The organism is Streptomyces sp. NPDC001070 (genome assembly GCF_053598835.1).
On record NZ_JBSFLB010000002.1, the window covers coordinates 418,691 to 441,742 of the forward strand.

Consider the following 23,052-nt stretch of genomic DNA (forward strand, 5'->3'; position numbering starts at 1 on the left):
TCCGGTGCGCAGTGGCCCTCCCCGGCGGTCCGCCCTGCCCCCTACGGTGGCCCCATGCCCCTCGCGCGGCTCGCCCCGCCCTCCGGAGCGCCCCGGCTCCTCGTCCTCGCCCAGCTGGCCAACTCCGTCGGTGACGGCGCCTACCTCGTCTGCTCCGCGCTCTACTTCACCCGGATCGTCGGCCTTCCGCCCGAGCGGGTCGGCCTCGGCCTCACCCTCGCCTGGGGCATCGGCTCGGTCGCGGGTGTGCCCCTCGGCCACCTCGCCGACCGGCGCGGCCCGCGCGGTACGGCGGTCGTGCTGGCGCTCGCCACGGCCGCCTCGGTCGCCGGCTTCCTCGTCGCCCGCTCCTTCGCGGCGTTCCTTCTCGCCGCCTGCGCCTACGCCGTCGGCCAGTGCGGGCTCGCCGCCGCCCGCCAGGCCCTGCTGGCCGCCCTGGTCGTCCCGGCCGCCAGGACCGGACTGCTGGCGTACCTCCAGTCCACCCTCAACGCCGGGCTCGGCATCGGCGCGGCGCTCGGCGGGCTCGCCCTGCACGCCGACACGCGCACCGCCTACCTCGCGGTCCTCGCCGTCGACGTGGCCGGCTTCCTCGTCTGCGCCGTCCTGCTGGGCCGGCTGCCCGCCGTACCGCCCCGGCCCCCCGCCGCTCCCGCGGAACCCGCCCTCGCGGTGCTCCGCGACCGCCCGTACGCCCTGGTCGCCGCGCTCAACGCGGTCCTGCTGCTGGCATGCCGCTGCTGTCGCTGGTCGTCCCGCTCTGGGTCGTGCAGCGCACCGCCGCCCCCGGCTGGATCGTCTCCGCCCTGCTGCTGCTCAACACCGCCGCCGTGACCCTCTGCCAGGTCCGCACGGCCCGCGCCGTGACCGGCCTGCCCTCCGCGACCCGCGCCGTACGCCGCTCCGGCGTCCTGCTGCTCGCCTCCTGCGCCGTCTTCGCCCTCTCGGCGTACGGCGGTTCGGCGCCCGTCGCGGCGGCCGTGCTGCTGGCCGGCGCCGCCCTGCAGGTCGCCGGGGAGATGCTGCAGTCCGCGGGCTCCTGGCAGATCGCCTTCGACCTCGCCCCACCGGACCGCCAGGGCCAGTACCAGGGCTTCTTCGGAGCCGGCACCGCCGCCGCCCGCACCCTCGGCCCGGTCCTCCTCACGGCCCTCGTCCTCACCGGAGGCACCGCCGGCTGGCTCCTCGTCGGGGCCCTCTTCCTCGCCGCGGCCCACGCCATGGGCCCCGCGACCCGGCTTGCGCGGCCCGGCGGCCCGATCGTCGCTACGGCCGCTCGACCCGGACCGCGCACACCTTGAACTCCGGCATGCGGGAGGCCGGGTCGAGCGCCGGGTTGGTCAGGGTGTTCGCCCGGCCCTCGCCCGCCCAGTGGAACGGCATGAAGACCGTGTCCGGACGGATGGCGTGGTCCACCCGGGCCGGTGCCACCGCGCGGCCGCGGCGCGAGGTGACGGCGACGGGGTCGCCCTCGGCGACGCCGATGCGCTCGGCCAGGTGCGGGTGGAGCTGCACGAAGGGGCCGGGCGCGGCGGCGTTCAGCTCCTTCACCCGCCGCGTCTGGGCGCCCGACTGGTACTGCGCCAGCACCCGGCCGGTCGTCAGGTACAGCGGGAAGTCCTCATCCGGTTCCTCGGCCGCCGGACGGTGCAGCACCGGTACGAACCTGGCCCGGCCGTCCGGCGTCGCGAAGCGGTCCAGGAACAGCCGCGGCGTGCCCGCGTGCGCGGCGGCCGGCACGTCCGGGCACGGCCAGAACACCCCGTCCTCCGCCTCGATGCGGCGGTAGGTGATCCCCGAGTAGTCCGCGGGGCCGCCCGCGGACGCGCGGCGCAACTCGTCGAAGACCTCCTCCGGTTCGGCCGGGAAGCCCTTCTCCCAGCCCAGGCGCGCGGCGAGCCCGTTCAGCACGTACAGATCGCTGCGCACACCCGCCGGCGGGTCGAGGGCCCTGCGCCGCAGCAGGACCCGCCCCTCCAGGTTGGTCGTCGTGCCCGTCTCCTCGGCCCACTGCGTGACCGGCAGCACCACGTCCGCCATCGCCGCGGTCTCGGACAGCACCACGTCGCACACGGCGAGGAAGTCCAGCGCGGCGATGCGTTCCGTGATGTGCGCCGCCCGCGGCGCGGAGACCACCGGGTTGGACCCCATCAGCAGCAGGCCCTTCACGTCCCGGCCCAGCGCGTCCAGCAGTTCGTACGCGCTGCGCCCCGGCGCCGGGAGGTCGTCCGGTTCGACGCCCCACACGCCGGCCACGTGCGCGCGGGCCGCCGGGTCGTCGAGCCTGCGGTAACCGGGCAGCTGGTCGGCCTTCTGGCCGTGCTCCCGGCCGCCCTGGCCGTTGCCCTGCCCGGTGAGGCAGCCGTACCCGGACAGCGGCCGCCCCGCCCGGCCCGTCGCCAGGCAGAGGTTGATCCACGCGCTGACCGTGTCCGTGCCCTTCGACTGCTGCTCCGGACCGCGGGCGGTCAGCACCATCCCTTCCGGGGCCCCGCAGAACATCTCCACCGCCTCGCGGAGGCTCGGCACCGGCACGCCCGTGATCCGCTCGACCAGCTCCGGCCAGTGCGCCATCGCCGCGGCGCGCGCCTCCGGCCAGCCGGTGGTCCGCTCCGCGACGAAACCCTCGTCCACGAGGCCCTCCGCGACCACCAGGTGCAGCAGGCCCAGCGCGAGGGCGAGGTCGGTGCCGGGACGCGGCTGCAGATGCAGGTCGGCGTGCTCGGCGGTGCGCGTACGGCGCGGGTCCACGACGATCAGGCGGCCGCCGTTCTCCTTCAGCTCCGTGAGATACCGCAGTGCGGGCGGCATCGTCTCGGCCAGGTTCGAGCCGACCAGGATCACGCACCCGGTGCGCGGGATGTCGGCGAGCGGGAACGGCAGCCCCCGGTCCAGGCCGAAGGCCCTGTTGTGGGCGGCCGCGGCGGAGGACATGCAGAAGCGGCCGTTGTAGTCGATCTGGGACGTCCGCAGTACGACGCGGGCGAACTTGCCGAGCGCGTAAGCCTTCTCGTTGGTCAGGCCCCCGCCGCCGAAGACGCCGACGGCATCGGGGCCGTGGGCGGCCCGCACCCGGAGCAGGCCCTCCGCGACCCGGTCCAGGGCCTCGCCCCAGGCGGCCGGCTCCAGCCGGCCCGAGGCGGGGTTCCTCAGCAGGGGCTCGGTCAGCCGCGCCCCGGGGGACAGCACGTCGGGCGCGGTCCGGCCCTTGCCGCACAGGGCGCCCCTGTTCACGGGGAAGTCGCGCTCCACCACGTCGGCGGTGCCGCCGCGGTTGGGGCGCAGGCCCATTCCGCACTGCAGGGCGCAGTACGGGCAGTGGGTGTCGACGGTGGGCGCGGTGCGGGGCGCGGTACTCATACGTCCACGATGTGCGGGGGGTGTTTCCCGCCGGGCCCACGGGCGTTACGCCCGGCGTACGGTGCGCTCAGCGCGCGGCGCGCCACGGTGTGAGGGGGCGCGGGGTGCGGGGGTGCCCCTTGCGGCCCGTCGTCGTGTGCGGCTTGTCCGTGGTTTCTGTCGGGGGTGCGGCATCCGGGGCGGGAAAAGAAGGTGCCCGCCATGCACGTGAATATGCCAGTCCAGGACGTGCAGCCCCGGAGGCCCCGACCCCGGCCCACCACGCATGCAGCGCGCAACGCACACGCGGCAACTGATCGCCCCCTCAACACACGACAGCGCCGCCGCACACGAGGTACGGGCGCTAGCGAAGCGCGCGCCGGACCCCGGCCTCGCTGGGCCCGAGGAACCGCGGATCGGGGGTGAAGGCCGCGTCGAAGGCCGCCTTGACGGCCCCCGCGACCTCACGGGTACCCCCGTAGTACCAGGTCACGTCGTGCCGCTCGTCGACCCCGATCCCGTACGCATCGATCCCCGCCGCCTCGCACAGCGCCAGTGCGCGGCGGATGTGGAAGCCCTGGCTGACCAGCAGCGCCCGGTCGACGCCGAAGATCCGTTTGGCGCGGGCGCAGGAGTCCCACGTGTCGAAGCCGGCGTAGTCCAGGACGACCTTCTCCCGGGGCACCCCGTGCGCGGCCAGGTAGTCCCGCATCGCGGTCGGCTCGTCGTAGTCGGTGCGGCTGTTGTCGCCCGTGACCAGGACGGCCCGCACCTTGCCCGCCGCCCACAGTTCGGCGGCCGCGTCGAGCCGGTGGGCGAGGTAGGGGGAGGGCTCGCCGTTCCACAGGCCCGCGCCGAAGACGACCGCGACCGGCTCGGCGGGGGCGTCGGCCACGGTCCGGACCCGTCCGTCCGCGCTCGCCTGGAGCCACGTCGCGGGCAGCAGCGCCAGCACGCACGCCGCCACGGCTGCCCACAGCAGGCGCCGCCGGCCCCGCCGCGATCGCGGCAGCCGCGCCACGGCCGCCCGGGCGGCCCGCGCCGACCGCGTTCCGGCGGCCCGGGCCGCCCGTGCCACCCGCGCCGCTCCTGATGTCTTTCCGACCTGTCCCACGTCCGAGTCGACGTCCCGCACGTCCCTGCGGTTCCATGATGGTGATGCGCGATGACCATTCCCGCCTCCCGTTCTTCGTGTACGGGACCCTGCGGCCCGGCGAGATCAACCACTCCTGGCTGCTGCGCGGCCGTACGTCGTCCGAGACGCCCGCCGTGCTGCACGGCGCGCTGCTCTTCGACGGCCCGGGCTATCCGTACGCCGTCGCGGACGAGCGGGGCCGCGTCCACGGCGATGTGATCCACCCGGTCGACGACCTGTACCAGGAGGTGCTCGCCGACCTCGACCGCCTGGAGGAGTACTCCCCGGGCGCCGCGGGGAACCTGTACCAGCGCGTCGTCCGTGACGTGCGCACCTACGGCGGGCAGACGCTGTCCGCGTGGGTGTACCTGGCGGCGGGGGACCACGAGCGGGAGCTGCGCGAGAAGGGCCGCCCCATCGCGAGCGGGGACTGGAAGCACCGCTGACGCGGGGCGGCGGGCGCGGGGGCCGCCGCGGCGTGCCGCCTCACACCGCCGCGCACCGTGTGTGAAGTGGCGGAAACCAGTCGTCATGTCCGTGCAACGGCCCGGCAACCCCCGCTCGCCACACTCGGTCCATGACGGCCAAGGAACCCACGCTCCACGGCGTGCCCGGACCGGACCACTTCGACAGCACGGCGCAGCTCCTGTCCCGGATCGGCGCACAGCTCAGCAGCCAGCTCTCCCGGGTGACCCTGCGCTCCGCGGCCTCGTCCGCGGGCCGCCGCCCCCCGGTCCTCGTCGCCGTCGCGCACGGCAGCCGCGAGCCGGAGGCGCTGCGCACCGCGCACGCGCTGCTGGACCGGATCAGGGCCCTGCGCCCGGGCCTGACCGTGCGGCTCGGCCACATCGAGCTCAACGAGCCCCTGCTGGGCGACACCCTCGCCGCGCTGCGCGGGGACGCCGTCCTCGTGCCGCTGATGCTGACCCGCGGCTACCACGTCAAACAGGACATCCCGCAGGCCCTGGCGCGCGCTGCGCACCTGCGCGGCCGGATCGCGGCGCCGCTCGGCCCGCACCCGCTGCTCGCGGAGGCGCTGCACGCCCGCCTGGCCGAGGCCGGCTGGGGTGCCGGATCGGCGGAGAGCGCCGGCCGTACCGGGATCGTGCTGGCCGCCGCCGGGTCCCGGGATCCGCAGTCGGCCCGTGACACCGAGGCCACGGCGGCGCTGCTGCGGGCCCGGCTGGGCGGCGTGCCGGTGGTGCCCGCGTACGCCGCGGCGGGGCCGGACGTCCCCGAGGCGGTGCGGCAGCTGGTGGCCCGGGGCCGGCACCGTGTCGCGGTCGCGTCCTGCTTCGCCGCGCCCGGCCGCTTCGCCACCGCGATCGCCGCCGCGGCGCCGTGGGTCGCCGCCGCCCCGCTCGGCGCGCACCCGGCGATGGCGGCGCTGGTGCTGCACCGCTACGACCGGGCGCTGGCCGGTACGGCCGCTTCCGGCGCCGCGACGCGGCTGGCCACGGCGTAGCCACCGGTATCGCGCCGCGCCCGCTACCGTCGCGGTATGGACGCGAACCACCCCGCGGCGGCCGACTACGCCCCCTACAGCGAAGCCGACACCGAACGCTATGTGCCCGAGCCCGACAAGCGGCCCGGCCGCACGTCGTTCCAGCGGGACCGCGCCCGCATGCTGCACTCCGCGGGGCTGCGCAGGCTGGCCGGGAAGACGCAGGTGGTGGACCCGGTCGACGACGCCCGGGCGATCAACAGCAGTCCGCGCACGCGGCTGACGCACAGCCTGGAGTGCGCCCAGGTGGGCCGTGAGCTGGGCGCGGCGCTCGGTTGCGACCCGGATCTGGTGGAGACCGCGTGCCTGGCCCACGACATCGGGCACCCGCCCTTCGGCCACAACGGCGAGATGGTGCTCGCCGAGGTCGCGGCCGGATGCGGCGGATTCGAGGGCAACGCCCAGAGCCTGCGCATCCTGACCCGGCTGGAGCCGAAGCGGTTCGCCCACGCCGACGACGGCGCCCTGATCAGCGTCGGCCTCAATCTCACCCGGGCGGCCCTGGACGCGGCGACGAAGTACCCGTGGCCGCACGGCGGGCACCCCACCGACCCCACCAGCCCCAAGTTCGGTGTGTACGAGGACGACCTGCCGGTCTTCGAGTGGCTGCGCCGCACCGCCCCCGCGGACCGCCCGTACGTGCAGTGCTTCGAGGCCCAGGTCATGGACTGGGCCGACGACGTGGCGTACTCCGTCCACGACGTCGAGGACGGACTGCACGCCGGCCACCTCGACCCGGCCGTGCTGCTCGCCGAGCCCGAGCGGCGCGAGATCTTCGCCGTCGCCGCCGGCCGCTACGCCCCCGGGGCGGCCGAGGACGAGCTCGCCGAGGCCCTGGACCGGCTGCTGGACATGGAGTGGTGGCCGCACGGCTTCGACGGCTCCGCCATCGCCCAGGCCCGGCTGAAGGACGCCACCTCGCAGCTCATCGGCCGGTTCTGCCTGGCCGCCGAGCGCGCCACCCGGGACGCCTACGGCACCGGCCGGCTCACCCGCTACCGCGCCGAGCTGGTCGTCCCGCGCGACCAGCGGCTGGAGTGCGCCGTCCTGAAGGCGGTCGCCGACCGGTACGTCATGCAGCGCGAGGCGCAGGAGCGGCGCCGCGCCCAGCAGCGCGTGGTCATCGGGGAGCTCGCCGAGGCCCTGCTGGCCCGCGCGCCGGAGGGGCTGGACCCGCAGTTCCGCGGCATCTTCGACGCGGCGAAGGACGACCGGGCCCGTCAGCGGGCCGTCGTCGACCAGATCGCCTCGCTCACCGACGCCGCCGCAACGGCCCTGCACGCCCGGCTCACCGCCGCGCGGTGAGCCCCCGGCGGGCCCCGCCCGCCCCGCGCGCCGCGCCGGCCGCACCCCCGGTCGGCGCGGCGCTCTTCACGTCGGCCCTGCCGTGCGGGACGCTCACATGACTGGCAATTGCCAGAGGGAGGGCCGCCGGGCACCCGAGGACACCAGGGAGGCGCACAGTGGTGGACGCAGACCACACATTCGTCATCGTCGGGGCGGGACTCGCCGGGGCGAAAGCAGCGGAGACGTTGCGCTCCGAGGGCTTCACCGGCCGCGTGATACTGATCGGGGACGAACGCGACCACCCCTACGAGCGGCCCCCGCTCTCCAAGGGCTTCCTGCTCGGCAACGAGGAGCGCGACTCGGTCTTCGTCCATCCCGCCTCCTGGTACGCGGAGCACGACGTGGAGCTCCACCTCGGCCAGCCCGTCACCGGCCTGGACCGGACGGGCAAGCGGATCACGCTGGGCGACGGCACCTCCATCCCGTACGACAGGCTGCTGCTGGCGACCGGCGCCGAGCCGCGCCGGCTGGACATCCCCGGTACCGGCCTGGCCGGGGTGCACCACCTGCGCCGCCTCGCGCACGCCGAGCGGTTGAAGAACGTGCTGACCTCGCTCGGCCGCGAGAACGGCCACCTGGTCATCGCCGGAGCCGGCTGGATCGGCCTGGAGGTCGCGGCCGCCGCCCGAGGCTACGGCGTGGAGGTCACGATCGTGGAGCCGCAGCCCTGCCCGCTGCACTCCGTCCTCGGCCCCGAGCTGGGCGAGGTCTTCGCCGACCTGCACCGCGAACACGGAGTGCGCTTCCACTTCGGCGCCCGGCTCACCGAGATCACCGGCCAGGACGGCATGGTGCTGTCGGTGCTCACCGACGACGGCGAGGAGCACCCCGCCCACCACGTGCTCGCCGCCATCGGCGCCGCCCCGCGCACCGCACTCGCCGAGGCCTCCGGGCTGGCCCTCGCCGACCGCGCCGCGGGCGGTGGCATCGCGGTGGACGCCTCGCTGCGCACCTCCGACCCCGACATCTTCGCCGCGGGTGACGTCGCCAACGCCGAACACCCGTTGCTGGGCGGCCGGTTGCGGGTGGAGCACTGGGCCAACGCCCTCAACAGCGGGCCGGTCGCGGCGCGTGCCATGCTCGGCAAGGACGTCGTGTACGACCGGGTCCCGTACTTCTTCACCGACCAGTACGACCTCGGCATGGAGTTCTCCGGGCACGCCGCACCCGGCACGTACGACCAGGTGCTGGCCCGGGGCGACATGGGCAAGCGGCAGTTCATCGCCTTCTGGCTGCGCGACGGCCGGGTGCTGGCCGGGATGAACGTCAACGTCTGGGACGTGACGGACACCGTCCAGAAGCTCATCCGCTCCGGCCGGCAGGTCGACACGGACGCGCTCGCCGACCCCTCCGTGCCGCTCAACTCCCTCCTGGAGTGAGTGCGGCGGTGATCACCTAGCATGGGCTTTCATGGAGCCCAGAACCGCCGTCGTGCCCGTCGAGGACATCTTCGATCTGCGCTGGAGGGTGCTGCGGCCAGGGCTCCCGAGGAAGTCGGCGATCTTCCTGGAGGACGGCCACCCGCTCGCCTTCCACATGGCGGCCTACGGCGGTGACGGCGGCGACGAGGTCATGGCGTGCGTCACGCTCTTCCCGGAGCGGCTGCCCGGCCATGCCGCGGTCGCGTACCGCATCCGCGGCATGGCCAGCGCCCCCGAGGTCCGCGGCCGCGGCTACGGCTCGGCGCTGCTGCACGCCGCCCTGGAGCAGGCCCGGCAGCGCGGGGCCGAGCTGGTGTGGTGCAACGGCCGCACCTCGGCGCGCGGCTTCTGGGAGGGGCAGGGCTTCACGGTGGTGGGGGAGGAGTTCGTCCTGGAGCCGGCCGGTCCGCACTTCCTCTTCGTCGCGAAGCTGGTCTGACCTTCCGCGGGCCGCGCCGTAGAATCCTTCCGTGGCAGGGCGGATCAGGGACGAGGACGTGAAGGCGGTACGGGACGCGGTCCCGATCGACGCCGTCGTCTCGGAGTATCTGCAGCTCAGGAACGCGGGCGGCGGCAATCTGAAGGGCCTGTGCCCCTTCCACGACGAGAAGTCGCCCTCCTTCCACGTGAGCCCGAGCAAGGGGCTCTACCACTGCTTCGGCTGCCAGGAGGGCGGCGACACCCTCGACTTCGTGATGAAGGTCGACCACCTGTCCTTCTCCGAGGCGGTCGAGCGGCTCGCCGCCGTGGCGGGCATCACACTGCGGTACGAGGAGGGCGGCTACACCCCCGGCCGCCAGCAGGGCGAGCGCATCCGCCTGATCGAGGCGCACAAGGCGGCCGCGCAGTTCTACACCGAGCAGCTGGGCGGCGCCGAGGCCGAGATCGGCCGGAAGTTCCTCGCCGAGCGGGGCTTCGACCAGGCCGCCGCCGAGCACTTCGGCGTCGGCTACGCCCCGGCCGGCTGGGACCACCTCGTCCGCTTCCTGCGCGGCAAGGGCTTCACCGACCGCGAGCTGATCGTCTCCGGGCTGGCCAGCGAGAGCCGCCGCGGCGGTGCCATCGACCGCTTCCGGGGCCGGCTGATCTGGCCCATCCGCGACATCACCGGCGAGGTGATCGGCTTCGGCGCGCGCAAGCTGCGCGAGGACGACCAGGGCCCGAAGTACCTGAACACCCCCGAGACGCCGATCTACAAGAAGTCGCAGGTCCTGTACGGCATCGACCTGGCGAAGAAGGAGATCGCCCGCACCAGCCGGGCCGTCGTCGTCGAGGGCTACACCGACGTCATGGCCTGCCATCTCGCGGGCGTCACCACCGCCATCGCGACCTGCGGCACCGCCTTCGGCGGCGATCACATCAAGATCCTCCGCCGGCTGCTGATGGACAACTCCAACGCCGAGGTCGTCTTCACCTTCGACGGCGACGAGGCCGGCCAGAAGGCCGCGCTGCGCGCCTTCGAGGACGACCAGAAGTTCGCCGCCGAGACCTCCATCGCCATCACGCCCGGCGGCATGGACCCCTGCGACCTGCGCCTCGCGGAGGGCGACGCGGCCGTGCAGCGGCTGGTCGACACCCGTACGCCGCTGTTCGCCTTCGCCCTGCGGTCGGTCGTCGCCCGCTACAACCTCGACACCGCCGAGGGTCGCGCCTCCGCGCTGGAGGCGGGCGCGCCCATCGTCGCGGGCATCAAGAACGCCGCCATCCAGCACGAGTACGCCGTACAGCTCGCGGGCATGCTGGGCATCCTCGACTCGCAGTTCGTCGTGCGCCGTGTCGCCCAGCTCGCCCGCTGGCAGCGCGAACGCCGTCAGTCCGGCGCGGGGCCCGCCGCGCGCAACGCCCCGCAGCCGCAGGCGCAGGCACCCGCCGGTCCCGCCGTACCGCGCGGCCCCCGGCTGGACCTGCGCAGCCCGGCGCACCGCGTCGAGCGCGAACTGCTCAAGCTCGCCCTCCAGCACCCCGTGCTGGTCTCCCCGGCCTTCGACGCCTACGGGGAGGACGAGTTCACCGCGCCCCCGTACGTGGCCGTACGCCGCGCCATCGCCGAGGCGGGCGGCGCGGAAGCCGCGGACGCGGAGTTCCTCGCCCGCGTGCGGGACGTCGCGCCGGACGACACGGTGCGGGGCATGGTCACGGAGCTCGCCGTCGAGCCGGTGATGCACAAGGCCCCCGACATCTACGCGGGCGAGGTCCTGGTCCGGGTCCGGCTCCTCGCGGTCGACCGCCGCGTCTCCGAGGTCCGCGCCTCCCTCGCCCGCCTGGGCCACCGTGCCGACGAGGCCCAACTCGCCGCCGTCCAGGGCGAGCTGTGGGCTCTCCAGCAGTACGGCCAGCGCCTGCGCGAACAGGGCGCCGCCGCGCTGTGAGCCCCCGGGCGGCGGTCGCGCCCCGGGAACGGGCCGGAACGGCGGCGTGACGAGGGGGTTGCCCTCAGTCACAAAAAAGCGGGCGCACGACCCTCGTGGGTGTGGTGTGCCGTACGCCACACTGGGGGCGGTGCAAGAGTCCTCGGAGCGCGGACTTCCGGGCGGTGTCGAAGGTGACGTCGCCGGAGTGCCGCTGACGGTGAACTCCCGGACGGGCCGCGGCGAGGACGCTGCGACCGTTCCGCTGCCGCGCGTCTCCGAGTCCGTGGCTGCGCTCACCGTGGAGGTCGCTCCCGTGCACATCCAGATCCTGATGCCCCCGGCCGACGACCTGCTGGAGCGCGTGCCGGAGCAGAACCACGCCGCCGTGCACCCGGAGGAGCCGGAGGCGGAACCCGACGAGGCGGAAGCGCGGGCCCAGGCGGAAGCCGAGGCGGACCCGGACCCCGACCCCGGCCCCGTGCGGCGGCTGAGCGACGAGGTCGCCGGCCCCTCCGCCGACCTGTTCCGCCAGTACCTGCGCGAGATCGGCCGGATACCCCTGCTCACCGCCGCGGAGGAGGTCGAGCTCGCCCGCCGGGTCGAGGCCGGCCTCTTCGCCGAGGAGAAGCTCAACAGCACGCCGGACCCGGACTCCAGGCTCGCCGTCGACCTCGACCGGCTGGTCGTCCTCGGCCGGATGGCCAAGCGCCGTCTGATCGAGGCCAACCTCCGTCTGGTCGTCTCCGTCGCCAAGCGCTACGTGGGCCGCGGCCTGACCATGCTCGACCTCGTCCAGGAGGGCAACCTCGGGCTGATCCGCGCCGTGGAGAAGTTCGACTACGCCCGCGGCTACAAGTTCTCGACGTACGCGACCTGGTGGATCCGTCAGGCCATGAGCCGGGCCCTGGCCGACCAGGCCCGCACCATCCGGGTCCCGGTCCACGTCGTGGAGCTGATCAACCGGGTCGTCCGCGTCCAGCGCCGTCTGCTGCAGGAACGCGGTTACGAGCCCAGCACCGAAGAGGTCGCCGCCCACCTGGAGATCCCCCCGGAGCGGGTGAGCGAGGTGCTGCGCCTGGCCCAGGAGCCCGTCAGCCTGCACGCACCGGTCGGTGAGGAGGAGGACGTCGCCCTCGGCGACCTCATCGAGGACGGCGACGCCGCCTCACCGGTGGAGTCCGCCGCCTTCCTGCTGCTGCGCGAGCACCTGGAGGCGGTCCTGTCCACGCTCGGCGAGCGGGAGCGCAAGGTCGTCCAGCTGCGGTACGGCCTGGCCGACGGCCGTCCGCGCACCCTGGAGGAGATCGGCCGGATCTTCGGCGTCACCCGTGAACGCATCCGGCAGATCGAGTCGAAGACCCTCAACAAGCTGCGCGACCACGCCTTCGCCGACCAGTTGCGCGGCTACCTGGACTGAGTGCGGAGGAACCCCCGGCGGCCGGGCCGCCGGGGGTTCCGTCGCAGCGGTGACGGCGGTCAGTCGACCTCCGCCACCGCCTCCGCGAACTGCGCCGCGTACAGCCGGGCGTAGGCGCCGTCCTTGGCGAGCAGCTCCTCGTGCGTGCCCTGTTCGACGATGTCGCCGCTCTCCATGACGAGGATGACGTCCGCGTCGCGGATCGTGGACAGCCGGTGCGCGATGACGAAACTGGTCCGCCCGTGGCTGAGCTGCGCCATGGCCCGCTGGATCAGCACCTCGGTGCGGGTGTCGACGGAGCTGGTCGCCTCGTCGAGGACGAGGATCACCGGGTCGGACAGGAACGCCCGCGCGATGGTGATCAGCTGCTTCTCGCCGGCGCTGACGCCCGTGCCCTCGTCGTCGATGACGGTGTCGTAGCCGTCCGGGAGGGTGCGGATGAAGCGGTCCGCGTGCGCGGCGCGCGCGGCCTCCTCGATCTGCTCGCGGGTGGCTCCCTCGGTCCCGTACGCGATGTTCTCCGCGATGGTGCCGCCGAACAGCCAGGTGTCCTGCAGCACCATGCCGATGCCGGAGCGCAGTTCCTGCCGCGACATGGACGCGATGTCGGTGCCGTCGAGGGTGATCCGTCCGCCGGTGACCTCGTAGAACCGCATGAGCAGATTGACCAGCGTGGTCTTGCCCGCGCCGGTCGGGCCGACGATGGCCACGGTGTGGCCCGGCTCGACCGTCAGCGACAGGTCGTCGATGAGCGGCTTCTCCGGCTCGTAGCGGAACGCCACGTCCTCGAAGCGGACCTCGCCGCGCAGTTCCCTCGGCAGGCCCAGCGCCTTCGGTTCCGCGCTCTGCTCGTCCGCGTCGAGGAGTTCGAAGACCCGCTCGGCGGAGGCCACGCCGGACTGCACCAGGTTGGACATGCTCGCCACCTGCGTCAGCGGCTGGCTGAACTGCCGGCTGTACTGGATGAAGGCCTGGACGTCGCCGATCGACAGCGCCCCACTGGCCACCCGCAGACCGCCCACGACTGCGACCAGGATGTAGTTGATGTTGCCGATGAACATCATCGCGGGCTGGATGACGCCGGAGATGAACTGCGCCCGGAAGCCCGACTGGTAGAGCGCCTCGTTCTGCTCGCGGAAGGCCTCCGCGGACTCCTCCTGGCGGCCGAAGACCTTCACCAGGGTGTGCCCGGTGTACATCTCCTCGATGTGGGCGTTGAGCTTGCCGGTGGTCCGCCACTGCTGGACGAACTGCGGCTGGGCCCGCTTGCCGACCGCCGTGGCGACGAACACCGAGAGCGGCACGGTGACCAGCGCGACCAGCGCCAGCAGCCAGGAGATCGAGAACATCATCGCCAGCACGCCCACGATCGACAGCAGCGCGAAGATGATCTGCCCCATCGTCTGCTGCAGCGTCTGGCCGATGTTGTCGATGTCGTTGGTGGCCCGGCTCAGCATCTCACCGCGCGGCTGCCGGTCGAAGTACGACAGCGGCAGCCGGGCCAGCTTCGCCTCGACGTCCTGGCGCAGCCGGAACACGGTGCGCTGGATGATCGTCGTGGCGAGCCGGCCCTGGACGATCGCGAAGACCGCGGCGGCCGCGTAGATCGCCAGGGCGGTCAGCAGCACATGGCCCACCGCGTCGAAGTCGATGCCGGCGCCAGGGGTGAAGTCGATGGACTGCAGCAGGTCGGCGAGGGTGTCGCTGCCCTGCTGCCGCAGATGCTCGATCGCCCCGGCCTTGTCGGTGCCGGCGGGCAGCGAGCGGCCCAGGACGCCGGCGAAGATCAGGTCGGTGGCCCGGCCCAGGATCCTCGGGCCGATGACGTTGAGGGTGACGCCCAGCGTCGTGCACGCCAGCATGGCGTACACCAGGGTGCGTTCGGGACGCATCAGCCCCAGCAGTCGCTTGCCGGACCCCTTGAAGTCCATGGACCGCTCGGTCGGCTGGCCGCCCATGAAGCGCATCGGCCCCGCCATGGGCGCGGGCCCCCTCCGGGGTGCGGGGACGCTCATGCCGCCTCCTGCTCGGTGAGCTGGGAGAGCACGATCTCCCGGTACGTCGGATTGCCGTCCATCAGTTCGTGGTGGGTGCCGGTGCCCACCACACGTCCCTCGTCGAGGACCACGATCCGGTCGGCGTCGCGGATGGTGCTGACCCGCTGCGCGACGATCACGACCGTCGCGTCCGCAGTCTCCCGCGCCAGCGCCCGGCGCAGCGCGGCGTCGGTCGCGTAGTCCAGCGCGGAGAAGGAGTCGTCGAAGAGGTAGACGCGGGGCCTGCGCACCAGCGCCCGCGCGATGGCGAGCCGCTGGCGCTGCCCGCCGGAGACGTTGGTGCCGCCCTGCGCGATCGGGGCGTCGAGCCCGGAGCCGGAACCCTCCTCGGCGAGCCGCTCCACGAAGTCCCGGGCCTGGGCGATCTCCAGGGCGTGCCACAGCTCCTCGTCGGTGGCCTCGGGGTTGCCGTAGCGCAGGTTGGAGGCGACCGTCCCGGAGAACAGGTACGGCTTCTGCGGGACCAGGGCGACCGTCTCGGCCAGCTGCGCCGCGTCCAGTGCGCGGACGTCCGTGCCGTCGATGAGCACCTGCCCGCCGGTGGCGTCGAACAGCCGCGGCACCAGCCCCAGCAGGGTGGTCTTGCCGCTGCCGGTGGAGCCGATCACGGCCGTGGTCTCGCCGGGCCGGGCGATCAGGTCGATGCCCCGCAGCACCTCGGCCTCGGCGCCCGGGTACGCGAAGTCCGCGGCGCGCAGCTCCAGCTCGCCGCGCCGCACGGGGAGCCGTACCGGCTCGGCGGGCGGGGTGACGCTCGGCTCGGTGCCGAGCACCTCCTCGATGCGCTCCGCGCACACCTCGGCGCGGGGCACCATCATGACCATGAAGGTCGCCATCATGATCGACATCAGGATCTGCATCAGATAGCTGATGAAGGCGGTCAGCGCGCCGATCTGCATGCCGCCGCTGTCGATCCGGTGGGCGCCGAACCACAGCACGGCGACGCTGGTCAGGTTCACGACGGCCATCGCGACCGGGAACATCAGCGTCATCATCCGGCCGGCGCGCAGCGCGACGTCGGTCAGGTCGTCGTTGGCCTTGCGGAAGCGCGCCTGCTCGAAATCGTCCTTGACGAAGGCGCGGATGACCCGGATGCCGGTGATCTGCTCGCGCAGCACCCGGTTCACCGTGTCGAGCCGCTCCTGCATGGAGCGGAACAGCGGGCGCAGCTTCCGCACCAGCAGCAGCACCAGCACGCCCAGCACCGGCACCACCGCCAGCAGCAGCGAGGAGAGCGGAACGTCCTGGCCGAGCGCCATGACGATCCCGCCGAAGCACATGATCGGCGCCGACACCATCAGCGTGAAGGTCATCAGGACCAGCATCTGCACCTGCTGGACGTCATTGGTGGTCCGGGTGATCAGCGACGGGGCGCCGAACTGCCCGACCTCGCGCGAGGAGAAGCGCTGCACCCGGTCGAAGACCGAGGCGCGGATGTCCCGGCCGACCGCCATCGAGGTGCGGGCCCCGTGGTAGACGGCGCCCACCGAGCAGGCGAGCTGGACGAGCGTGACGGCGAGCATGATGCCGCCGATCTGGAGGATGTAGCCGGTGTCCCCCTTCACGACGCCGTTGTCGATGATGTCGGCGTTGAGAGTGGGCAGGTAGAGCATGGCGATGGTGGCCACGAGCTGCAGCACCACGAGCACCGAGACGGCGCGCCGGTAGGGCAGGAGATGGGACCGGAGGAGTCGGATCAGCACGACGGGAGACCCTATAGTCCGATCGTTGCCGCAGGCACACGATTTACCGGGTCATGGCCGGTACCGGGACCAACCTGGGACCACCCGGGATCGACCGGGGACCACCCGGGATCACCCCGGGAACGCCCCCGGATGCGTCTGCTCCCGCACCGCGATGTACTGCTGCCGCACCGAGTGCCCGATCGGGCCGTCGTCCGGGCCCGGTTCGACGACGGCGTACTCCGCCGGGTGCCAGTACGGCGGCTGCTCCGGCGAGGCCGTGCCGTTCACCACGCCCAGCGACCACGCCGCCTGCCGGGCCGCGCCCAGCGCCGCGTACTCGCCCGGCGGCGGAACCACGATCTGCGCCCCCAGCAGCGCCGGGGCCATCGACCGTACGGCGGGCAGGTCACCGGCGGGGCCCAGCAGGAAGATCCGGCGCACCTCCACCCCGCGCGCCCGCAGCACGTCCAGGGCGTCCGCCAACCCGCACAGCATCCCCTCGAACGCCGCCCGCGCCAGATGCTCGGGCTTCATGCTCTCGCGCCGCAGCCCGGTCAGCGTCCCGGCGGTGTGCGGCAGGTCGGGAGTGCGCTCGCCCTCCAGGTACGGCAGCAGGACCAGTCCGTACGAGCCCGGCGTCGAGCGCAGCGCCAGCTCCGACAGGCCCGTCAGGTCCGTGCCGAGCAGCTCGGCGGTGCCGCGCAGCACCCGTACCGCGTTGCGGGTGTGCACCACCGGCAGATGGCGGCCGGTCGCGTCCGCGAAGGAGGTGATCATGCCCGTGGGGTCGCTCAGCGCGTGGTGGTGCACCGCGAAGACCGTTCCGGCCGCGCCGAGCGAGACCACCGCGTCACCCGGACCGACGCCCAGTCCGAGGGCGGCCGCCATGTTGTCCCCGGTGCCGGCCGAGATCAGCAGCCCCTCCGGCGTCCGCCCCGCGGGTTCGGCGGGGGCCAGCACCTCGGGCAGCGCCACCGGGTGGCCGAGCGCCCGTTCCACGATGTCCGTGCGGTAGCGGCCGGTCGCCGCCGACCAGTAGCCCGTCCCCGAGGCGTCACCCCGGTCGGTCGTACGCCGCTGCGGCCGGCCCATGAGCTGCCAGACCAGCCAGTCGTGCGGCAGCAGCACCTCGGCGGTGCGCTGCGCCGCGGCGGGTTCGTGCTGGGCCATCCAGCGCAGCTTCGCCACCGGGTACGCGGCCTGCGGCACGGCCCCGACCGCCTCGGCCCAGCCGCCCGGCCCGCCCAGCTCCTCGGTCAGGTCGGCGGCCTGGATCTGCGCCCGCTTGTCGTTCCACAGGAGCGCGGGCCGCACCAGCACACCACCGGTGTCCAGCGCCAGCATCCCGTGCTGCTGCCCCGAGACCCCGATGGCCTCCACGCCCTCGAGCATCCCGCCCTTGGCCGCCTCGCCCAGCGACAGCAGCCACGCCTCGGGGTCGATCTCGGTCTGCGCCGCGGCGCCCTCGCCGCCCGGCAAGGGGTGCGGGGCGTGCGTCTGCCGGAGCACGGCTCCGCTGCCGGTGTCGCACACGACCACCGTCGTGCCCGTGCCCGAGCTGTCGATCCCCGCCACAATCCCCATGCGCGCATCATGCCGTACCCGGCGCGTACGGCGGAAAACCGGTCACCCGTAGCCGCATCCGCACGCGCCGGACCGGCCGTATCAGGTGTTGCTGGTGCCCCAGTCGTCCTCGACCGCCGAGCCGTTGCCGCGCACCCGGCGCAGCCGCTCCGCGACCGCCGGCGGCAGCCGGTCCCCGACCTTGGCGGTCACCGCGTCGACGGCCTTCACGGCCGCTCCGCGCCCCGCCTGTCCCGCGCTCTCCACGGTGTTCCGCACCGCCGGGTTCTGTGCGATCCGCTGTGCGCTCTTGCGCAGCTGCTCGTACCGGTCGCGGCCGGCCCGCGCCCCGAGCACGTACCCGACGGCGACCCCGCTGATGAACGTCAGCCGGTAGCGCATGGCTCCACCCTCTCCTCGTCTCGGGGCTGTGCTTCGCGCCTACCCGTCGTGGCCTGCGGACAACCACGGAGATACCGGTTGGCGGAGCACCCCCCACCTTGCGCTAATGTATGTGTCGCAGCGAGCGCACGCCGTCCGGGATGCCGGAAACGGGTGCATTCGATGCAAGCGGAGCGATCCCCTGTAGCTCAATTGGCAGAGCAGCCGGCTGTTAACCGGCAGGTTACTGGTTCGAGTCCAGTCGGGGGAGCTCGCGCACCAGCATTCCTCCGTAGCTCAATTGGCAGAGCAGCCGGCTGTTAACCGGCAGGTTACTGGTTCGAGTCCAGTCGGGGGAGCAGTGAGTGAAGGACCCCCTCGGGGGTCCTTTTTCGTGCCCCCGGGAACCGGTCACCAGGTGATCGCAGTCCACCAGGTGGTGCGTCTGTGACCCGCGAGGGCGACAGATCGTATGAGCAGCTATGCTGCGGCAGACGGCGTGCACGGGTACGTGACGGCGCGCCGTACGGGGCGGTAGCTCAGCCGGTTAGAGCAGCGGACTCATAATCCGTCGGTCGTGGGTTCGAGTCCCACCCGCCCCACCAAGGGCCGTGGGCGCAGGCGTCCGATGACCTGCGCCCGAGTACCCAACTGGTGAAAGCCGGGCCGGGATGCTCACCCGCTCGAAGGGTCATGCGTGAGCGATGCGTGAGCGGCGGTCCCGATCCCGCCGAGCGCGGCACGAGAGCCGCCGCCTTCTCCGCGATCTCCCGGTCCGCTCGGGGGAGCAGGCTCGCGTAAGTGTCCGCAACGCGCAGCGCCTGGCCCTCGGGGCCGGCATGGGCGCCGGAGCCGTCGGCGCGGCCGTCTGCTTCGGCCCGATGCTCGTCGCCGCCCTGGCCTCCAGGACCGCCGGCCTCGCAGTCCTCGCCGTCATGGTCGCCGTCTGCGCCTGGGCCATCGTCACCGTCATCAACGCTGTCAGCGGCGAGAACATCCACGCCGCCCGCGCCACCCGCCGCCGCGGCCTCCTCCGCCGCCGTACCTGACACCCGGGGCGGCCGTACTCGGCTGGACACCGCCGGCCGCCCGGGCACACCTGCACCTCTTCCGAGAGCGGGAGCGCCCCCAAGGCCCTCGCCGCGGGTATGGCCGCCGACGCGGGCGCCCTGCTGCGACGGAAAGCCGCCGAAGCACTCATGCGACGTGCAGCCGGCTGGGGCTGGAATGCTTCGCAACCCGGCTTCGAGAGCCTTCCCACGCTGCAGATCAACTGGCAAGGGCCCGAGCCGGAGTTCGGTTTTTCCTCGTGGCCGGACCCACCGGAAGGCCGGGAAGCACTTCGCAGGTGGCAAGACTGGCTGAGGCACAGGGCGAGGCACCCAGGCGCGTGGCGTCCTTGAGCCACGGCCACTGCGCGCCCGACCCTGGCCGACGCGACGTCCTACGGGTACCTCGCCGCCAGCGCGACCGCGTGACGGGCGTAGGCGGATTGCTCTACGCGACGATGCGCGATGTACGGCTCCACCTTGGAGACCAGGAGCGGGACGCTCGGGAACAGCTGGATCGCGTCATCGAGATCAACAAGCCGACGACTGACGAGGAAGGCGACCAACTCAAGTTTCTGCATCAGGTCATCGAGGCCATCCCTGTCCTCCGCACTCAAGGCATCGAAGTCCGCGAGCTCCCCATCCCGGATACGCCGCCGAATCCGCCTGAGCGCCGGCGCCTGATACTCCTGATGTACAGCGATCAACGACTGCAGGGCACGCGCCTGCCTGGCCTCACGCACCTGAGCCGCGGCATAGCCACAGGCGACGGTCACGATCACCGCGCCGAAGGCACCGCTCACGGCCGCCGTCGCATCCCAGACGGACATGTCCCCTCCCGAAATCACCCGCCAGGACCAACTGCATACCCAGAGCATCCCGCCCGTAGTACTGGGCCGCACTGGGGCCATGGAGTCGCTGAACATCCGGCCCGGCCATCTCACCGCCCACCATCTGGCGCTTGCCGCAATTGTCGGCCTGACGCTGGGCAGGGCTGTGCACTGGACGCGCGATCTTCTTCCGCAAGTCCGCTGCGGGCTCCCCTGTATGGACTCCCAGCCAGCGGCCGGCCTGATGGGCGCGCCGGCCTCAGGAGGTCGTCGTCTTGCGGCACTCAGCCCGGACCGTGTCTGTGGCGCCCTCGTAATCCAGCTTCTCCAGACGGGCGTTCAGCACGTGGAAGGCCTCAGATGCGTCAGGAAACGCCTCTTTGACGTCCCCGAGCTCGATGTGCACGGATGCGCCTTCGGCGATGCGGTCCTCGGCCTCGGCGAGCTTCTGCCAGGTCGGGTCCAGGCGGGCCGCCTGAGCAGCCTTGTCCGCGTGGTCCCGGAGGACGGGGAGGGCCTCGGCTCGAGCGGCTTGCCGGCCCTGTGGACTGTCGAAGTCGAGGTCGGACAAGCGCGAGTCGTCGCAGGCCTCGGTTGCGAGGCGCAGCGCGGGGTCCTTGTGGCTCATCCCGCAGGCGGCGGCGAGGGGGAGCGCGGCGACGGCGGCGAGCAGCGCCCAGAGGGGTCTGTGCATGCGGCCATCCTTCCCGGGCGGTGGCCGCACGGGAAGGAGCGGGGCGCGCTGCCGGGATCGCACCGTAGACGTCGTCGCCGCCAGGGCGAGCACCGGCCGTCGTCATGGTGCCGCGCCGCCGCGACGGCATCGCCCCCGGGGACGGACGCGGTGAACCAGATGGGCGAAGCCGCGCACATCATGGGGCGCGGTTGCGAATCCATCCTGGAGACGGCCAACGACTGCATGGCCGCAGAGGGCGCCGTCGCGGCCGAGACGCTTTGGGGACGGCCGGGCCCCGGTTCCCTCCGGATGCGCCATCCGGGTGACTGTGATGTGCTGGACCTGTCGATGACGGCCCGGCACCGTGATCCGAGTGCCACGGGCCCCGGCCATCCCGCCCCTCCCCAGGGGCCGGTGATCCGCGCTCCCTCGCAGGCACCGTCGTGTGCCCGGTGCCTCGGGAGCGCCGGCACGACCGACCCGACCACCCGATCCGAGGCGGAGTCCATGGCTCTCTCGAAGAAGCTCGCCGCAGGAACGATCGCCGCGCTCGCGACGGGGGCCCTGGTCCTCGGCGGCGCGAGTACGGCTTTCGCCGACGACGGCTGCCACGCCGGGACCGGGCAGGACGGTTCCCTGTCGCACTGCATGCCGGGCGACTCGGGATGGTCCGCGGCGGACGTCCGGGGGGCGCTGCAGTCCTTCCTGCAGGCCCATCCGGACATCGCCGCCGATCCTCATGTGCAGGCCTTCGCCGCCCTCGCCACGCAGTGGCTGGACACGCACCCCGGTATGACACCGGACCAGCTGACGGCGGCGCTGGCGCCGGTGGTCTCCTGCCTGGAGGCGGGTGGCGCACCGGAGTCCTGCGTGATGTCGCCGTCCTGACGGAACGGCCGGACGATGCCCGACAGTCCGATGATCCTCGTGACCGGCGCCGCCGGGAGCGTCGGGGCGGTCGGCCGCACCACCGTAGGGCTGCTGAGGGAACGCGGCTTTCCCGTGCGCGCCTTCGTCCACCGGGAGGACGAGCGGGCGGCGGAACTGCGGGCCACCGGGGCGGAGGTGTTCGTCGGCGACCTGACCAGGACCGCCGACGTGGCGCGGGCCGCGGAGGACTGCGGGCGCGTGTACTTCGGGATGGGAGTGTCGGCGCAGTACCTCCAGGCCGCGGCGACGACGGCGGCCGTGGCGCGCGCCCACTCCGGGCTCGACGTACTGGTCAACATGTCGCAGATGACGGTCTCCCAGATGAACCTCACCAGCACGTCGGAGTCGAAGCAGCAGTGGCAGCAGTGGCTGGCGGAGCAGGTCATGGACTGGTCCGGGGTCCCGGTCACCCACATCCGGCCGACCGTCTTCATGGAGAACCCGCTCTTCCTGGGACTCGGCTTCCGCTCGATCGCCCGCGACGGCACGATCCGCCTGCCCTTCGGCTCCGGGCGGACCTCACCCGTCGCGGCACGGGACGTCGCCGAGGTGGTCGCGGCGGTCCTGGCGGACCCGGCGCCGCACATCGGGCGGGTTCACGAGCTGACGGGCGCGGAGTCCCGTGACATGACGGCGATCGCCGCCGAGTTCTCCGAGGTGCTGGGGCGGCCGGTCAGGTACGTCGACGTGCCCTACGAGCCGTGGGCCGAGCGGGAACTGGGCGCGTTGGGGCTCCCCGAGCACGTGCGGCAGCACATCGCCACCATGGCCCGCCTCCACGCGCAGAACCGGTACGACCGCGCGACGGACGACGTCAGGGAGATCCTGGGCAGACCGGCCTCCGGCATACCGGAGTTGGTGAAGGAGTACCCGCAGCTGTTCGGCTGACGTCTTCCCCCGGCGCGCCGTGAACCGGGCCGCCCCGAGCGCCGTGCGGCGGCCGGGGCGCCGCCGGCCGCGCCGTCAGTGGTCCGCGGAGGCCGGATGAATTCGTCGGGCCCTGGGGTGGAGAGAGCGGGACGCGACATGTGGTCTGGGCCACACGGAATGGAGGAGATCACTCCACCGCGGTGAGGAACCGGGTGGCCGCCGGCTCGGCGTACAGCGGGTCGGCGGCGACGAGTTCGGCGTGCGTGCCGACCGCCCGCACGGTCCCGGCGTCCATGACCACCAGCCGGTCCGCCATGGCACCGTGGACAGCCGGTGTGCCACGACCAGCACGGTGGTCGTCCGCGCGCCCCTCGATGCGCACGCGCGGTCTGGTCGCCCTCCCGGTCCGCTTCTGAGCGGCCGGCCGACCGGGGCCGGCACCGTCGCCGGGCGCCCCGGGGCCGCGGGGGGGGGGGGGGGGGGTAGCCCGGGGCCCC

At 73.2% G+C, this 23,052-nt stretch carries 20 protein-coding genes, 3 tRNA genes and 1 pseudogene; 15 read left to right on the plus strand and 9 right to left on the minus strand.

Annotation, left to right across the window (positions count from 1 at the left end; all coding sequences use genetic code 11):
- Nucleotides 1–54 precede the first annotated feature (54 nt).
- Together ACWDAS_RS04180 and ACWDAS_RS04185 are read left to right on the plus strand one after the other, a co-directional pair.
- Nucleotides 55–834, plus strand: a complete 780-nt coding sequence (locus ACWDAS_RS04180) for an MFS transporter (protein ID WP_450387255.1) — start codon at nt 55–57, stop codon at nt 832–834.
- Nucleotides 768–1,301 (plus strand): hypothetical protein, encoded by a 534-nt coding sequence (locus tag ACWDAS_RS04185; RefSeq protein WP_450387257.1) that lies wholly within the window; start codon nt 768–770, stop codon nt 1,299–1,301. Before ACWDAS_RS04180 ends, ACWDAS_RS04185 begins: the two co-directional genes overlap by 67 nt.
- Here ACWDAS_RS04185 and ACWDAS_RS04190 read toward each other — a convergent pair.
- A complete protein-coding gene (locus ACWDAS_RS04190) occupies nt 1,267–3,360 on the minus strand; it encodes a molybdopterin oxidoreductase family protein (protein WP_450387259.1) in 2,094 nt (697 codons plus the stop codon). The two genes, ACWDAS_RS04185 and ACWDAS_RS04190, sit on opposite strands and share 35 nt — an antisense overlap.
- A gap of 343 nt (nt 3,361–3,703) precedes the next feature.
- Nucleotides 3,704–4,360: a SanA/YdcF family protein gene (locus tag ACWDAS_RS04195; RefSeq protein ID WP_450387293.1), complete on the minus strand. Its 657-nt coding sequence runs from the start codon at nt 4,358–4,360 to the stop codon at nt 3,704–3,706.
- Nucleotides 4,361–4,497: 137 nt separating this feature from the next.
- Here ACWDAS_RS04195 and ACWDAS_RS04200 point away from each other — a divergent pair, with 137 nt between their 5' ends.
- From ACWDAS_RS04200 to ACWDAS_RS04230, 7 genes are all read left to right on the plus strand, one after another.
- Entirely contained in the window at nt 4,498–4,920 is a 423-nt protein-coding gene (locus ACWDAS_RS04200) for a gamma-glutamylcyclotransferase family protein (protein ID WP_450387260.1), read from the plus strand.
- 131 nt (nt 4,921–5,051) lie between these two features.
- Nucleotides 5,052–5,939, plus strand: a complete 888-nt coding sequence (locus tag ACWDAS_RS04205) for a sirohydrochlorin chelatase (RefSeq protein ID WP_450387261.1) — start codon at nt 5,052–5,054, stop codon at nt 5,937–5,939.
- 36 nt (nt 5,940–5,975) lie between these two features.
- Nucleotides 5,976–7,283 carry a deoxyguanosinetriphosphate triphosphohydrolase gene (locus tag ACWDAS_RS04210; RefSeq protein WP_450387262.1) on the plus strand — a complete coding sequence of 436 codons (1,308 nt, stop codon included), beginning with the start codon at nt 5,976–5,978 and terminating at the stop codon, nt 7,281–7,283.
- Between the two features lie 158 nt (nt 7,284–7,441).
- Nucleotides 7,442–8,704 (plus strand): NAD(P)/FAD-dependent oxidoreductase, encoded by a 1,263-nt coding sequence (locus ACWDAS_RS04215; RefSeq protein ID WP_450387263.1) that lies wholly within the window; start codon nt 7,442–7,444, stop codon nt 8,702–8,704.
- Nucleotides 8,705–8,735: 31 nt separating this feature from the next.
- Nucleotides 8,736–9,185 carry a GNAT family N-acetyltransferase gene (locus ACWDAS_RS04220; protein WP_450387264.1) on the plus strand — a complete coding sequence of 150 codons (450 nt, stop codon included), beginning with the start codon at nt 8,736–8,738 and terminating at the stop codon, nt 9,183–9,185.
- Between the two features lie 31 nt (nt 9,186–9,216).
- Nucleotides 9,217–11,115 (plus strand): DNA primase, encoded by a 1,899-nt coding sequence (dnaG, locus tag ACWDAS_RS04225; protein ID WP_450387265.1) that lies wholly within the window; start codon nt 9,217–9,219, stop codon nt 11,113–11,115.
- A 130-nt stretch (nt 11,116–11,245) separates the two neighbouring features.
- Nucleotides 11,246–12,514 (plus strand): RNA polymerase sigma factor, encoded by a 1,269-nt coding sequence (locus ACWDAS_RS04230; protein WP_450387266.1) that lies wholly within the window; start codon nt 11,246–11,248, stop codon nt 12,512–12,514.
- A gap of 59 nt (nt 12,515–12,573) precedes the next feature.
- Here the strand turns inward: ACWDAS_RS04230 and ACWDAS_RS04235 are convergent, their stop codons facing one another.
- The 4 genes from ACWDAS_RS04235 to ACWDAS_RS04250 all read right to left on the minus strand — a co-directional run bounded on the left by ACWDAS_RS04235 (nt 12,574) and on the right by ACWDAS_RS04250 (nt 18,221).
- The gene (locus ACWDAS_RS04235) at nt 12,574–14,493 is read right to left on the minus strand and encodes an ABC transporter ATP-binding protein (protein ID WP_450387294.1); all 1,920 of its coding nucleotides are present in this window, start codon (nt 14,491–14,493) and stop codon (nt 12,574–12,576) included.
- Between the two features lie 32 nt (nt 14,494–14,525).
- On the minus strand, nt 14,526–16,274 hold the full coding sequence (locus tag ACWDAS_RS04240) for an ABC transporter ATP-binding protein (protein WP_450387267.1): 1,749 nt from the start codon (nt 16,272–16,274) through the stop codon (nt 14,526–14,528).
- A gap of 111 nt (nt 16,275–16,385) precedes the next feature.
- The gene (locus ACWDAS_RS04245) at nt 16,386–17,840 is read right to left on the minus strand and encodes an FGGY family carbohydrate kinase (protein ID WP_450387268.1); all 1,455 of its coding nucleotides are present in this window, start codon (nt 17,838–17,840) and stop codon (nt 16,386–16,388) included.
- Between the two features lie 81 nt (nt 17,841–17,921).
- A complete protein-coding gene (locus ACWDAS_RS04250; protein ID WP_361798890.1) occupies nt 17,922–18,221 on the minus strand; it encodes a YtxH domain-containing protein in 300 nt (99 codons plus the stop codon).
- A 177-nt stretch (nt 18,222–18,398) separates the two neighbouring features.
- Here ACWDAS_RS04250 and ACWDAS_RS04255 point away from each other — a divergent pair.
- The 4 genes from ACWDAS_RS04255 to ACWDAS_RS04270 all read left to right on the plus strand — a co-directional run bounded on the left by ACWDAS_RS04255 (nt 18,399) and on the right by ACWDAS_RS04270 (nt 19,249).
- Nucleotides 18,399–18,471, plus strand: a tRNA-Asn gene (locus tag ACWDAS_RS04255).
- A 15-nt stretch (nt 18,472–18,486) separates the two neighbouring features.
- Nucleotides 18,487–18,559: transfer RNA gene (locus ACWDAS_RS04260), tRNA-Asn, on the plus strand.
- 169 nt (nt 18,560–18,728) lie between these two features.
- Nucleotides 18,729–18,805, plus strand: a tRNA-Ile gene (locus ACWDAS_RS04265).
- A gap of 99 nt (nt 18,806–18,904) precedes the next feature.
- The gene (locus tag ACWDAS_RS04270) at nt 18,905–19,249 is read left to right on the plus strand and encodes a DUF6251 family protein (RefSeq protein WP_450387269.1); all 345 of its coding nucleotides are present in this window, start codon (nt 18,905–18,907) and stop codon (nt 19,247–19,249) included.
- Between the two features lie 395 nt (nt 19,250–19,644).
- Here the strand turns inward: ACWDAS_RS04270 and ACWDAS_RS04275 are convergent, their stop codons facing one another.
- Nucleotides 19,645–20,079: a DUF4760 domain-containing protein gene (locus tag ACWDAS_RS04275; RefSeq protein WP_450387270.1), complete on the minus strand. Its 435-nt coding sequence runs from the start codon at nt 20,077–20,079 to the stop codon at nt 19,645–19,647.
- Between the two features lie 259 nt (nt 20,080–20,338).
- Nucleotides 20,339–20,773, minus strand: coding sequence for a hypothetical protein (locus ACWDAS_RS04280; protein ID WP_450387271.1), 435 nt, complete (start codon nt 20,771–20,773; stop codon nt 20,339–20,341).
- Between the two features lie 489 nt (nt 20,774–21,262).
- On the opposite strand from ACWDAS_RS04280, the gene ACWDAS_RS04285 reads away from it, so the two are divergent.
- Together ACWDAS_RS04285 and ACWDAS_RS04290 are read left to right on the plus strand one after the other, a co-directional pair.
- Nucleotides 21,263–21,643, plus strand: coding sequence for a hypothetical protein (locus ACWDAS_RS04285; protein ID WP_450387272.1), 381 nt, complete (start codon nt 21,263–21,265; stop codon nt 21,641–21,643).
- Between the two features lie 15 nt (nt 21,644–21,658).
- Nucleotides 21,659–22,573: an NmrA family NAD(P)-binding protein gene (locus tag ACWDAS_RS04290; RefSeq protein WP_450387273.1), complete on the plus strand. Its 915-nt coding sequence runs from the start codon at nt 21,659–21,661 to the stop codon at nt 22,571–22,573.
- Between the two features lie 169 nt (nt 22,574–22,742).
- Here ACWDAS_RS04290 and ACWDAS_RS04295 read toward each other — a convergent pair.
- Nucleotides 22,743–22,921, minus strand: a pseudogene (locus ACWDAS_RS04295) (ABC transporter ATP-binding protein); the annotation flags it as partial.
- Nucleotides 22,922–23,052 lie beyond the last annotated feature (131 nt).